The sequence below is a fragment of the Pseudomonas sp. NPDC087814 genome (assembly GCF_044742865.1).
Taxonomy (GTDB): Bacteria; Pseudomonadota; Gammaproteobacteria; order Pseudomonadales; family Pseudomonadaceae; genus Aquipseudomonas.
Genome location: NZ_JBIUVK010000005.1, coordinates 41698 through 53965, shown reverse-complemented (window position 1 = coordinate 53965; position 12268 = coordinate 41698). Strand labels below are relative to the sequence as shown.

Below are 12268 nucleotides of genomic sequence, written 5' to 3'. Positions count from 1 at the left end.
GTGTAGTTGCGATGAAACGTGTAGGTCTGATCGGTTGGCGCGGTATGGTCGGTTCCGTGCTCATGCAGCGGATGCTGGAAGAGCAGGATTTCGATCTTATTGAGCCGGTGTTTTTCACCACCTCCAATGTAGGTGGTCAAGGGCCGTCCGTGGGCAAGGACATTGCTCCGCTCAAGGACGCCTACAACATTGAAGAACTGAAGACCCTCGACGTCATTCTGACCTGCCAGGGTGGCGACTACACCAGCGAAGTCTTCCCCAAGCTGCGCGAAGCCGGCTGGCAGGGTTACTGGATCGACGCCGCTTCCAGCCTGCGCATGCAGGATGACGCGGTGATCGTGCTGGACCCGGTCAACCGCAAGGTGATCGACCAGCAACTGGACGCGGGCACCAGGAACTACATCGGCGGCAACTGCACCGTCAGCCTGATGCTGATGGGCCTGGGCGGCTTGTTCGAAGCCGGCCTGGTGGAGTGGATGAGCGCCATGACCTATCAGGCGGCCTCCGGTGCCGGCGCGCAGAACATGCGTGAACTGATCAAGCAGATGGGCGCGACCCACGCCGCTGTCGCCGATCAACTGGCTGACCCGGCCAGCGCGATCCTCGACATCGACCGCCGTGTGGCCGAGGCCATGCGCAGCGAGGCCTACCCGACCGAAAACTTCGGTGTGCCATTGGCCGGCAGCCTGATCCCGTGGATCGACAAGGAACTGCCTAACGGCCAGAGCCGTGAAGAGTGGAAGGCCCAGGCCGAGACCAACAAGATCCTCGGTCGCTTCAAGAGCCCGATCCCGGTGGACGGTATCTGCGTGCGCATCGGCGCCATGCGTTGCCACAGCCAGGCGTTGACCATCAAGCTGAACAAAGACGTGCCGATCGCCGATATCGAAGGGCTGATCAGCCAGCACAACCCTTGGGTCAAGCTGGTGCCGAACAACCGTGATATCAGCATCCAGGAACTTAGCCCGAACAAGGTGACCGGTACCCTGAATGTGCCGGTTGGCCGCCTGCGCAAGCTGAACATGGGGACGCAGTACCTGGGCGCGTTCACCGTCGGCGACCAACTGCTGTGGGGCGCGGCTGAGCCGTTGCGTCGCATGCTGCGGATCTTGCTGGAGCGGTAATCGCTGCTGGTAATAAGAAACCCGCGTTCTGGTGACAGGCGCGGGTTTTTTATTGCGCGCTCGGGCCTCTTCGCGAGCAAGCCCGCTCCCACATTTGATCGCATTTCAACTGAAGAAACTCGCTCGAATGTGGGAGCGGGCTTGCTCGCGAAGAGGCCATCAGCCACACCACGACCCCCAGGTTAATTGCCTCACCCCCAGCCACCCGGTAAAGTGCCGCTCCCCCCGCAATGCCCGAGGCAGCCCCCATGACCCAGACCTTTGATATTGCCGTGATCGGCGCCACCGGCACCGTTGGCGAAACCCTGGTGCAGATCCTCGAAGAGCAGGACTTCCCGGTAGGCAGCCTGCACCTGTTGGCCAGCAGCGAGTCGGCCGGGCATTCGGTGCCGTTTCGTGGCAAGAACGTGCGGGTGCGGGAAGTCGATGAATTCGATTTCAGCAAAGTCCAACTGGTGTTCTTCGCCGCCGGCCCTGCGGTCACCTTGAGTTTTGCCCCGCGCGCCACCGCTGCGGGCTGCACCCTGATCGACTTGTCCGGCGCCTTGCCGGCCGATCAGGCGCCGCAGGTAGTGCCGGAAGCCAACGCGCAGATCCTCGATGGCCTGAAAAAACCTTATCAGGTCAGCAGCCCAAGCCCGTCGGCGACTGCCCTGGCCGTGGTGCTGGCGCCACTGCGCGGCTTGCTGGACATTCAGCGCGTCAACGTCACCGCCAACCTCGCCGTTTCCGCCCAGGGCCGTGAGGCTGTCAGCGAACTCGCCCGGCAGACCGCCGAGTTGCTGAATGTGCGCCCGCTGGAGCCGAAGTTCTTCGACCGGCAAATGGCCTTTAACCTGCTGGCCCAGGTCGGCAAGCCTGACGCGCAAGGCCACACCGCCCTGGAAAAACGCCTGGTGCACGAATTGCGCGCCGTGCTGGAAATGCCTTTGCTAAAGATTTCCGTCACTTGCGTTCAAGCCCCGGTGTTTTTTGGCGATAGCCTGACTGTGTCACTGCAATTGGGGGCAGCGGTGGATCTCGCTGCCGTCAACCGTGCCCTGGACTCGGCACCGGGTGTCGAGTTGGTGGAAGAGGGCGATTACCCCACGGCTGTGGGCGATGCGGTCGGTCAGGACGTGGTCTACGTGGGCCGGGTTCGTGCCGGTGTTGATGACCCCGCGGAACTAAATATGTGGCTGGCGTCAGATAACGTACGCAAAGGGGCGGCACTGAACGCCGTACAGCTGGCGCAGTTGTTGATAAAAGGCCTTGTGTAAAAGATACTTGGCGGCAATTTGTAGATTGATTCTAGCCAAGCGCTATGCTTGGCCCCAAGCTGGAAAAATTGCGCGTCGGTGACCTATCGGCTCGCCATGCCTAATGGCAGCGGTTACCCACCTTCTCGCCGGCCGGGGAGTGTTCAAAAAGGATGAGGCTATGGTTCAAGTTCGCAAACTGGTGTTAGCAATAGCGGCCGCCTCGGCGCTGTCCTCCGGTATGGCGCAAGCACTGCAGCTTGGGGAGATGACCCTCAAGTCGAAGCTGAACCAGCCGCTGTCGGTGGAAATCGAGTTGCTCGATGTCGGTGGCCTGACCGCCTCCGAGATCACCCCCAGCCTCGCGTCGGCCCAGGCCTTTGTGGATGCGGGCGTCGATCGCCAGGCGTTCCTGAACGACCTGACCTTTACCCCGGTGGTCAATCCCAACGGCCGCAGTGTGGTGCGTGTCACCTCCAGCAAGCCGCTGCCGGATTCCTACGTGCGTTTCCTGCTGCAGGTGCAATGGCCCAACGGTCGCCTGATGCGCGACTACAGCGTGTTGCTGGACCCGGCCAAGTTCGACCAGTCGACCCCGGCCGCTGGTGCACCTGCACCCGCGCCACGCTTGAGTGCGCCCGCGACGACGGCTCCGGCAGTCACCAAGGCCAAGGAACACACCACGACTTCCCGTGACACCTTGTGGGAAATCGCCGCGAAAAACCGCAATGGCGCCTCGGTGCAGCAGACCATGCTGGCCATTCAGGCGCTGAACCCTGACGCCTTTATCGACGGCAACATCAACCGCATGAAAACCGGCCAGGTCCTGCGCCTGCCGGATTCGGGGCAAAGCACCAGCCTGCCGCAGCCCGAGGCGATTGCTGAAGTGACGGCGCAAAACGCGGCGTGGCGCGAGGGCCGCCGTGGCGGCAATCAGCTCGCCGGCAAGGCGCAGCTGGATGCGACCAAGCGTACCCAGGCGGGTAATGCACCGTCGCAGACCAATACCAAGGACAATTTGAGCCTGGTCTCGGCCGAAGCGGCCAGGAAGGGCGGGAAGGGCGCGGCGGGCGACAGCCGGGCCTTGAACAACAAGCTGGCGGTGACCCAGGAAAGCCTGGATTCGACCCGTCGCGAGAACGAAGAACTGAAAAGCCGCATGGCTGACCTGCAAAGTCAGCTGGACAAGCTGCAGCGGCTGATCGAGCTCAAGAACAACCAGCTGGCCAAGTTGCAGACCCCGGGTGGCGCTGCGGCGCAGCCTGCTGCAACGGCGGCGATGCCGGCCGAGCTGGCTGCACAACCGGCGGCGCCGGCAACGGCAGCTCCGGCAGCAACCCCTGCGGCTGCGCCGGTCGAGACCCCGGTCAAGCCGGATGCGGCGCCTGCCAGCACTGAAGGTAAATTCAACGACCTGCTGACCAACCCGATCGTGCTGGGGGTGATCGGCGGCGCAGCGGGTTTGCTGGTGCTGTTGCTTCTGCTGCTGTGGGCCCGTCATCGCAATGCGCGCCTTGAAGAAGAAAAGCACCTGCGCATGGCGCGGGCCCTGGCTGAAGAGCCGGAATTTGCGCCGAACATTGATCACGATCTGCCATCTGACAGTTTCGAAGGCCTTGATGTACCGCCGCCGAACGTCAAGCTGGCTCCAGCTCCAGCTCCAGCTCCAGCTCCAGCCTCGGCGGCGGTGGTTGCCCCGGTGATTGCGCCGGTGGTCGCACCTGTTGCTGTGCAGCGTCCGACCGACGCCCTGGCGCAAGCCCAGTCGCATATCGACCGTGGCCACCTGAACCAGGCTGCGGAAGTGCTGGAAGATGCAATCAAGCAAGAGCCCGCCCGCAGTGACCTGCGTCTCAAGCTGATGGAAGTCCACGGCTTGCAGGGCAACAAGGACGGGTTTGTCACCCAGGAGCGCCAACTGGTCGCCAATGGCGACAACCATGCCCAGGTCGAACAACTGAAAAGCCGCTTCCCGGCCATGGCCGTGTTCGCAGCAGGCGTCAGCGCTGCCGTTGCCGCTGCCGCTCTCGACGCCCAATACGTCAAGGACCTGCTCAAGGACGACCCGGCACCGCCTGCACCTGAGCCTGCGCCGGACGCGTTTGACACTGACTTCGACCTCAGCCTGGACGATCTGGAGGCTGCTTCGCCAGCTGTGGTCCGCCCGACGTCGGACGACGACCTGAGCTTTGAATCGGTGCTGCAACAGCAGACCGAGGCCAAGGCCAGCGCGGAAGACCTCTCGGATTTCGACCTGGACCTGCAACTCGATCCACCCTCGTCGGCCCAGTCCGACGACGACTTCCTCTCCGGCCTTGAAGACCAGATGAAGGACCTGCCGCCGGTAGAGCCGCCGACACTGACGCCGGCCGACCTGGACGACCTCGACCTGCCGGAGGATTTCGACCTGTCCCTGGCCGACGAGCCCGAGGCGCCCGCAGCGGCCAAGCCGGACGCGTTTGCGTCGGAGCTTGATGATGTCAACGCCGAGCTGGATCGCCTGTCGCGAAGCCTGGAACATCCGCCAATCGAACCGTCCTTCACCGCCGACGACGTGGCGTTGGGTGGCGATGAGCCGGAATTCGACTTCCTCTCCGGTACCGACGAAGTGGCCACCAAGCTCGACCTGGCGCAGGCCTACATCGACATGGGCGATGCCGACGGTGCGCGGGACATTCTTGGCGAGGTGCTCAAGGAAGGCGATGACGGTCAGAAGGGCGAGGCCAAGGAAATGCTCAGCCGGCTGGCTTGATACGCGCGGTAAATACAACGGCAGCCTTCGGGCTGCCGTTTTGCCATCCAGGCACCAAACCCATGGCGTCCCAGGCGCACGGCCTTATAATGGCCGCCTTTGCGCAACTCATCAGGCTCTCAGTTCTTGGCAAATATAGATAACGCGGCCGCCGAAATGGCGGCCGCAGGCTTTTTCAGAATCGCCCTGGGCGTGGAATACAAAGGCTCGCGCTATCGTGGCTGGCAACGCCAGGCCTCCGGTGTGCCGACGGTGCAGGAAACCCTGGAGAAGGCCCTGTCGAAAGTCGCCGACTCACCGGTGTCGCTGATGTGCGCCGGGCGGACCGATGCCGGCGTGCACGCTTGCGGGCAAGTGGTGCACTTTGACACTCAGGCCGAGCGCTCGATGAAGGCATGGGTGATGGGCGCCAATATCAACTTGCCCCACGACGTCAGCGTCAGTTGGGCCAAGGTAATGCCGGCGGACTTTCACGCGCGCTTCAAGGCCATCGCCCGGCGTTATCGCTATGTGATCTACAACGATCAGATCCGCCCGGCCCATCTCAACGAAGAAATCACCTGGAACCACCGCCCGCTGGACGCCGAGCGCATGGCCGAGGCGGCCCAGCATCTTGTAGGTATCCACGATTTCAGCGCGTTCCGTGCCGGCCAGTGCCAGGCCAAGTCGCCGATCAAGGAAGTCCATCACCTGCGGGTGACGCGCCACGGCAAGATGATCGTGCTGGATATCCGCGCCGGCGCCTTCCTGCACCATATGGTGCGCAATATCGCCGGGGTGCTGATGACCATCGGTACCGGCGAACGCCCGGTGGAATGGGCCAGGGAAGTGCTGGAAAGCCGGATTCGCCGTACCGGCGGCGTCACGGCGCATCCGTTCGGCCTGTACCTGGTGGATGTGGAGTACCGCGACGAGTTCGAATTGCCCCAGCGATTCATCGGGCCACACTTCCTCACAGGTTTCAGCGAACTTGGCGGCTGACGCCCTCAAAAGCATTTGTTACCATCCGGGACTTTCCCGGACACGCCCTGAGGTTTCATCGACATGTCTGCCGTTCGCAGCAAGATTTGCGGGATTACCCGCATAGAAGACGCGTTGGCGGCGGTCGAGGCGGGGGCCGATGCCATCGGTTTCGTGTTTTATGCCAAAAGCCCGCGGGCGGTGAATGTGTTGCAGGCGCGGGCGATCATTGCCGCGTTGCCACCGTTCGTGACCACCGTGGGGTTGTTCGTCAACGCCAGCCGCTGCGAGCTCAATGAAACCCTCGACGCCGTGCAACTGGACATGCTGCAGTTCCATGGCGATGAGAGCCCGGACGAGTGCGAGAGCTACCAGCGCCCGTACATCAAGGCGCTGCGGGTCAAGGCCGGGGATGATATTGCTGCGGCATGCGCTGCCTATGCCGGGGCTCGCGGGATTCTTCTCGACACCTACGTCGAAGGCGTTCCCGGTGGTACGGGCGAGGCGTTTGACTGGTCGTTGATTCCCGAAGGGTTGAGCAAGCCGATTATCCTCGCGGGCGGCCTGAATCCGGACAACGTGGCCAGTGCCATCCAGCAGGTTCGGCCGTATGCCGTGGACGTCAGCGGCGGGGTAGAGCAGGGCAAGGGCATCAAGGATCACGCAAGGATTCGCGCATTCATGCAGGCCGTGCGCGACAGCAGCGGGACGATGTGACGGCTGGCAGTCTGCCGCCGTCCATAACTACCACTGTGTAAAACAGCCCGGCGCCGCCTGTGGGAGGCCCGGAAATGAAGTGGCAACCCTGCACGGCAGGTTGTCTGGAAGGCTGAGGGCACAGGCAGGAAATGGCTGGTCGAACGTCTGACCCCGTCCAGTTTGTGTCATCGCCACATATGAATTTAGCTCAAGGGCATACGCGGGGCTGTGTTCAAGCCACCGGTACTGGAGAAAGAAAGCATGAGCAACTGGTTAGTAGACAAACTGATCCCTTCGATCATGCGTTCCGAGGTGAAGAAAAGCTCGGTTCCTGAAGGTCTTTGGCACAAGTGCCCATCCTGCGACGCGGTGCTGTACCGCCCGGAGCTGGAAAAGACCCTGGACGTTTGCCCCAAGTGCAATCACCACATGCGTATCGGCGCCCGCGCCCGCATTGATATTTTCCTCGACGCCGATGGTCGCTCCGAGCTGGGCGCTGACCTGGAGCCGGTTGACCGTCTGAAGTTCCGCGACGGCAAGAAGTACAAGGACCGCCTGACCGCGGCCCAGAAGCAGACCGGTGAAAAGGACGCGCTGATTTCCGTCAGCGGCAAGCTGCTGGGCATGCCGGTGGTGGTTTCTGCCTTCGAATTCTCCTTCATGGGCGGCTCGATGGGCGCCATTGTCGGTGAGCGTTTCGTACGTGCCGCCAACTACGCGCTGGAAAACCGTTGCCCGATGATCTGCTTCGCCGCCTCCGGCGGTGCGCGGATGCAGGAAGCACTGATCTCGCTGATGCAAATGGCCAAGACCTCCGCGGTACTGGCGCGTCTGCGCGAAGAAGGTATTCCGTTCATCTCCGTGCTGACCGACCCGGTCTACGGCGGTGTGTCCGCCAGCCTGGCGATGCTGGGTGACGTGATCGTCGGTGAGCCGAAGGCGCTGATCGGCTTTGCCGGCCCGCGTGTTATCGAGCAGACCGTTCGCGAAAAACTGCCGGAAGGTTTCCAGCGCAGCGAGTTCCTGCTTGAGCACGGCGCGATCGACCTGATCATTCCGCGCGGCGAACTGCGTCCGCGCCTGGGTAGCCTGCTGGCGCAAATGATGGGCCTGCCGACACCTGTGTACGTCGCGCCTAAAATCGAGCCGATTGTCGTGCCACCGGTGCCTGCAAACATATGACCCAACGTACCCTGGGCGAATGGCTCGCCTACCTTGAGCAGTTGCATCCGTCAGCCATCGACATGGGCCTGGAGCGCTCGCAACAGGTAGCGGCCCGCCTCGGGTTGGGCCGGCCGGCGCCGCGTGTGATCACGGTGACCGGCACCAACGGCAAGGGCTCTACCTGCGCCTTTGTCGCGGCCTTGCTGCAAGCCCAGGGCCTGAAGGTCGGCGTGTACAACTCGCCGCACCTGCTGCGCTACAACGAGCGGGTGCAGCTCAATGGCGTCGAAGCCACTGACGAGCAACTCTGCGAAGCCTTCGCCGCACTTGATGCCGGGCGTGGCGAGATTTCCCTGACCTATTTCGAGATGGGCACCCTGGCGGCGTTCTGGCTGTTCGAGCGTGCGCAGCTGGATGTGGTGGTGCTGGAAGTCGGTCTGGGTGGGCGTCTGGACACGGTCAACGTGGTGGATGCCGACCTGGCGCTGATTACCAGTATTGGCGTCGACCATGCGGACTACCTGGGTAACACCCGTGAGTCCGTGGCCTATGAAAAAGCCGGGATCTTCCGCCAGGGCAAGCCTGCACTGTGCGGCGACCTGGACCCGCCGCATACCTTGCTGGACAAGGTGCGCGAGCTGGATTGCCCGTTCTTCCTGCGCGGGCGTGATTTCAATCTCGAGATTGGCGACCAATTCTGGCAATGGCGCGGGCTTGACGCGCGCGGTCAAACCGTCGAGTTGCGCGACTTGCCACTGCTGAACCTGCCGATGGAAAACGCCGCGCTCGCGCTGCAAGCCTACCTGTTGCTGGATTTGCCCTGGCATGCCGAGCAGATTGCCGCTACGTTGCAGGCTACTCGCGTGGTGGGGCGCCTTGACCGGCGCACGTTCGACTGGGAGGGCAAGCGCCTGAACCTGCTGCTGGACGTGGGGCATAACCCTCACGCCGCTGAATACCTGGCCAGGCGCCTGGCACGCACGCCGCCCGCCGGTCGCCGCCTCGCGGTGTTCGGGTTGTTGTCCGACAAGGACCTGGACGGCGTGGTTGCACCCTTGCTGGGCGACGTCCAGGCCTGGGCGGTTGCACCGCTGGATACGTCCCGCAGTCGTCCTGCCATCGAGTTGCAGGTTGCCTTGCAGAACCTTGGCGCGTCCGTGACGTCCCATGCAAGCGTGACAGCCGCCCTGGAAGCCCAGTGCGCGGTTGCGACGCCTGAGGATGAGATTCTGTTGTTCGGATCATTTTATTGTGTTGCCGAGGCGCTCGAATGGTTGGCCCGGCGCTCCACGGAGGAAGCTGCACATGGCATTACTGGATAGCGCATACAAGCAGCGAATGGTTGGAGCCCTGGTCCTGGTGGCGTTGGCGGTGATTTTCCTGCCGATGCTGTTTTCCCGTCAGGATGAGCAGCGCCAAGTGACCGTTGAAGCGCCAGCTGCGCCCCAGGCGCCTGCGGTGCCTCAGGTTCAGGTTGAGCCGGTGGTGGTTCCCGAGCCGCAAGCGCTGCCGGAAGAAGAGCCGGTGCCGACCGATGACGAAGTGGCTGCACAGCAAGCGCCGTCGATGCCGGTGCAGCCGAGCGTGCCGGTGGTTAAGCCTGCGCCTGCTGCTCCTGCAGTTGCTGCGAAGCCTGCGGCGCCGGCGCCAGCACCAAAACCTGTGGCCCCGCAACCTGCGGCACCGGGCAAGCCGGACGTGGGCCAGAGCCGTATTGACCCGAATGGCTTGCCGATCAGCTGGTCGATCCAGCTGGCCAGCCTGGCTAACCGCGAAAGTGCTGATGCGTTGCAGAAGAAGCTGCGCACCCAGGGTTACAACGCCTATATCCGCAGCGCCGATGGCAAGAACCGGGTATTCATCGGGCCGCTGATCGAGCGGGCTGAAGCCGATCGCCTGCGGGACCTGTTGGATCGCCAGCAGAACCTCAAGGGTTTTGTGGTTCGCTTCCAGCCCGAAAAAGGCTGAGGCTGCAAGGATTCAAGCTGGGATGCGGTCAATGTGGGAGCGGGCTTGCTCGCGAAGCGGCGTATCAGTCAGCAGATTTATTGGCTGCCCCACCGCCTTCGCGAGCAGGCCCGCTCCCACAAGTGTTTTGGGTGTGCCGCAACAGGCCGGTTTCCCCTATAACTCATTGATTTCAAATGCACTGCCAATCACAGCTTACCGATAGCCCAGCGCTCTGCTAAAATGCGCCGCCTTATCCGTCTGTAGGCTGAACTGTGCCATTTACCTGGGTTGATTGGGCGATCGTTGCAATCGTCGCCATCTCCGCTTTGATCAGTCTGAGCCGCGGCTTCGTCAAAGAAGCATTGTCGCTGCTGACATGGATCATCGCAGGAGTTGTAGCCTGGATGTTCGGCGGTTCATTGTCTGTCTACCTGGCCGGATACATCGAGACACCTTCGGCTCGCGTCATCGCGGGCTGCGCCATCATGTTCATCGCCACGTTGTTGGTGGGGGCAATGGTCAATTATCTTATCGGCGAATTGATACGCGTCACCGGCCTCTCCGGGACCGATCGATTTCTCGGCATGGCCTTCGGCGCCGCGCGTGGCGGCTTGCTGGTGGTCGTGGCGGTCGGGCTGTTGAGCCTGGGGCCGGTACAGCAGGATTCGTGGTGGCAGGAGTCGGTACTCGTGCCAAAATTTCTATTGGTTGCAGATTGGTCCAAAAACCTCATTTTGGGGTGGAGCAGTCAGTGGCTGGCCAGCGGGATCAGCGTACCCGCTGATCTTCCGTTCAAGGAACACCTCTTGCCGGCCAAAACGCCTCAGTAAGTTGTGTTCAGTCAAGATTCATTAAGTAGGGGTTGCGTCGCATGTGTGGCATCGTCGGTATCGTCGGTAAGTCGAACGTGAATCAGGCGCTGTATGACGCGCTAACCGTCCTCCAGCACCGCGGCCAGGATGCTGCCGGTATTGTGACCAGCCACGACGGCCGGTTATTCCTGCGCAAGGACAATGGTCTGGTGCGTGACGTGTTCCATCAGCGCCACATGCAGCGCCTGGTCGGGCACATGGGCATTGGCCACGTGCGCTACCCGACAGCGGGCAGCTCGACCTCGGCCGAAGCCCAGCCGTTCTACGTCAACTCGCCCTATGGCATCACCCTGGCGCACAACGGCAACCTGACCAACGTTGAACAACTGGCCAAGGAGATTTACGAATCTGACCTGCGCCACGTCAACACCAACTCGGACTCCGAAGTACTGCTGAACGTGTTCGCCCACGAGCTGGCCCAGCGCGGCAAGCTGCAGCCGACCGAAGAAGACGTGTTCGCTGCCGTGACTGACGTGCACAACCGCTGCGTCGGTGGCTATGCGGTAGTGGCGATGGTGACCGGCTACGGTATCGTCGGTTTCCGCGACCCCCACGGCATCCGCCCGATCGTGTTCGGCCAGCGTCATACCGACGAAGGCGTCGAGTACATGATCGCTTCCGAAAGCGTGTCCCTGGACGTGCTGGGCTTTACCCTGATTCGCGACCTGGCGCCGGGCGAAGCGGTCTACATCACTGAAGACGGCAAGCTGCACACCCGTCAGTGCGCACTGAACCCGAAACTTACCCCGTGCATCTTCGAACACGTCTACCTGGCGCGTCCGGATTCGATCATCGACGGTGTTTCGGTGTACAAGGCGCGCCTGCGCATGGGCGAGAAGCTGGCGGACAAGATCCTGCGCGAGCGCCCGGATCACGACATCGACGTGGTTATCCCGATCCCGGACACCAGCCGCACCGCTGCGCTGGAGTTGGCGAACCACCTGGGCGTGAAATTCCGCGAAGGCTTCGTCAAGAACCGTTACATCGGCCGTACCTTCATCATGCCTGGCCAGGCTGCGCGCAAGAAGTCGGTGCGCCAGAAGCTCAACGCGATCGAGCTGGAGTTCCGCGGCAAGAACGTGATGCTGGTGGATGACTCCATCGTACGCGGCACCACCTGCAAGCAGATCATCCAGATGGCCCGCGAAGCCGGTGCGAAGAACGTTTACTTCTGTTCCGCCGCGCCTGCCGTGCGTTACCCGAACGTGTACGGCATCGACATGCCGAGTGCCCACGAACTGATCGCCCACAACCGTTCGACCCAGGACGTTGCGGACCTGATCGGCGCCGACTGGCTGATCTACCAGGACCTGCCGGACCTGATCGAAGCCGTCGGTGGTGGCAAGATCAAGATCGAGGAGTTCGATTGCGCGGTGTTCGACGGCAAGTACGTCACCGGCGATGTCGACGAGGCCTACCTGAACAAGATCGAGCAGGCCCGTAACGATTCCTCGAAGATCAAGACCCAGGCGGTCAGCGCGATCATCGACCTGTACAACAACTGAGTAG

At 62.3% G+C, this 12268-nt stretch carries 10 protein-coding genes; all 10 read left to right on the top strand.

Going from position 1 to position 12268, the window contains the following annotated elements; genetic code table 11:
* Window positions 1-11 precede the first annotated feature (11 nt).
* The 10 genes from asd (at window position 12) to purF (ending at window position 12264) form a co-directional block, all read left to right on the top strand.
* Window positions 12-1124 carry an aspartate-semialdehyde dehydrogenase gene (gene asd, locus ACIOMR_RS06160; RefSeq protein WP_003212667.1) on the top strand — a complete coding sequence of 371 codons (1113 nt, stop codon included), beginning with the start codon at window positions 12-14 and terminating at the stop codon, window positions 1122-1124.
* Window positions 1125-1372: 248 nt separating this feature from the next.
* A complete protein-coding gene (locus ACIOMR_RS06155; RefSeq protein ID WP_003212668.1) occupies window positions 1373-2383 on the top strand; it encodes an aspartate-semialdehyde dehydrogenase in 1011 nt (336 codons plus the stop codon).
* Between the two features lie 160 nt (window positions 2384-2543).
* On the top strand, window positions 2544-5114 hold the full coding sequence (locus ACIOMR_RS06150) for a FimV/HubP family polar landmark protein (protein WP_401192873.1): 2571 nt from the start codon (window positions 2544-2546) through the stop codon (window positions 5112-5114).
* 156 nt (window positions 5115-5270) lie between these two features.
* Window positions 5271-6095, top strand: a complete 825-nt coding sequence (truA, locus tag ACIOMR_RS06145) for a tRNA pseudouridine(38-40) synthase TruA (RefSeq protein WP_003212671.1) — start codon at window positions 5271-5273, stop codon at window positions 6093-6095.
* Between the two features lie 63 nt (window positions 6096-6158).
* A complete protein-coding gene (locus ACIOMR_RS06140) occupies window positions 6159-6791 on the top strand; it encodes a phosphoribosylanthranilate isomerase (protein WP_102606396.1) in 633 nt (210 codons plus the stop codon).
* Window positions 6792-7034: 243 nt separating this feature from the next.
* Window positions 7035-7955: an acetyl-CoA carboxylase, carboxyltransferase subunit beta gene (accD, locus tag ACIOMR_RS06135; protein WP_003212675.1), complete on the top strand. Its 921-nt coding sequence runs from the start codon at window positions 7035-7037 to the stop codon at window positions 7953-7955.
* A complete protein-coding gene (folC, locus tag ACIOMR_RS06130; RefSeq protein ID WP_008438745.1) occupies window positions 7952-9259 on the top strand; it encodes a bifunctional tetrahydrofolate synthase/dihydrofolate synthase in 1308 nt (435 codons plus the stop codon). Before accD ends, folC begins: the two co-directional genes overlap by 4 nt.
* Window positions 9243-9905 (top strand): SPOR domain-containing protein, encoded by a 663-nt coding sequence (locus ACIOMR_RS06125; protein ID WP_087693954.1) that lies wholly within the window; start codon window positions 9243-9245, stop codon window positions 9903-9905. The genes folC and ACIOMR_RS06125 overlap by 17 nt, the downstream gene beginning before the upstream one ends.
* Before the next feature lie 254 nt (window positions 9906-10159).
* Window positions 10160-10717, top strand: coding sequence for a CvpA family protein (locus ACIOMR_RS06120; RefSeq protein ID WP_003212681.1), 558 nt, complete (start codon window positions 10160-10162; stop codon window positions 10715-10717).
* 41 nt (window positions 10718-10758) lie between these two features.
* Window positions 10759-12264, top strand: a complete 1506-nt coding sequence (gene purF, locus ACIOMR_RS06115) for an amidophosphoribosyltransferase (RefSeq protein ID WP_003212683.1) — start codon at window positions 10759-10761, stop codon at window positions 12262-12264.
* The last annotated feature ends 4 nt before the right edge of the window (window positions 12265-12268 follow it).

Bases quoted from the DNA above. Each gene is read 5' to 3' on its own strand.
- asd (WP_003212667.1), top strand. From the start codon at position 12: ATGAAACGTGTAGGTCTGATCGGTTGGCGCGGTATGGTCGGTTCCGTG.
- ACIOMR_RS06155 (WP_003212668.1), top strand. From the start codon at position 1,373: ATGACCCAGACCTTTGATATTGCCGTGATCGGCGCCACCGGCACCGTT.
- ACIOMR_RS06150 (WP_401192873.1), top strand. From the start codon at position 2,544: ATGGTTCAAGTTCGCAAACTGGTGTTAGCAATAGCGGCCGCCTCGGCG.
- truA (WP_003212671.1), top strand. From the start codon at position 5,271: ATGGCGGCCGCAGGCTTTTTCAGAATCGCCCTGGGCGTGGAATACAAA.
- ACIOMR_RS06140 (WP_102606396.1), top strand. From the start codon at position 6,159: ATGTCTGCCGTTCGCAGCAAGATTTGCGGGATTACCCGCATAGAAGAC.
- accD (WP_003212675.1), top strand. From the start codon at position 7,035: ATGAGCAACTGGTTAGTAGACAAACTGATCCCTTCGATCATGCGTTCC.
- folC (WP_008438745.1), top strand. From the start codon at position 7,952: ATGACCCAACGTACCCTGGGCGAATGGCTCGCCTACCTTGAGCAGTTG.
- ACIOMR_RS06125 (WP_087693954.1), top strand. From the start codon at position 9,243: ATGGCATTACTGGATAGCGCATACAAGCAGCGAATGGTTGGAGCCCTG.
- purF (WP_003212683.1), top strand. From the start codon at position 10,759: ATGTGTGGCATCGTCGGTATCGTCGGTAAGTCGAACGTGAATCAGGCG.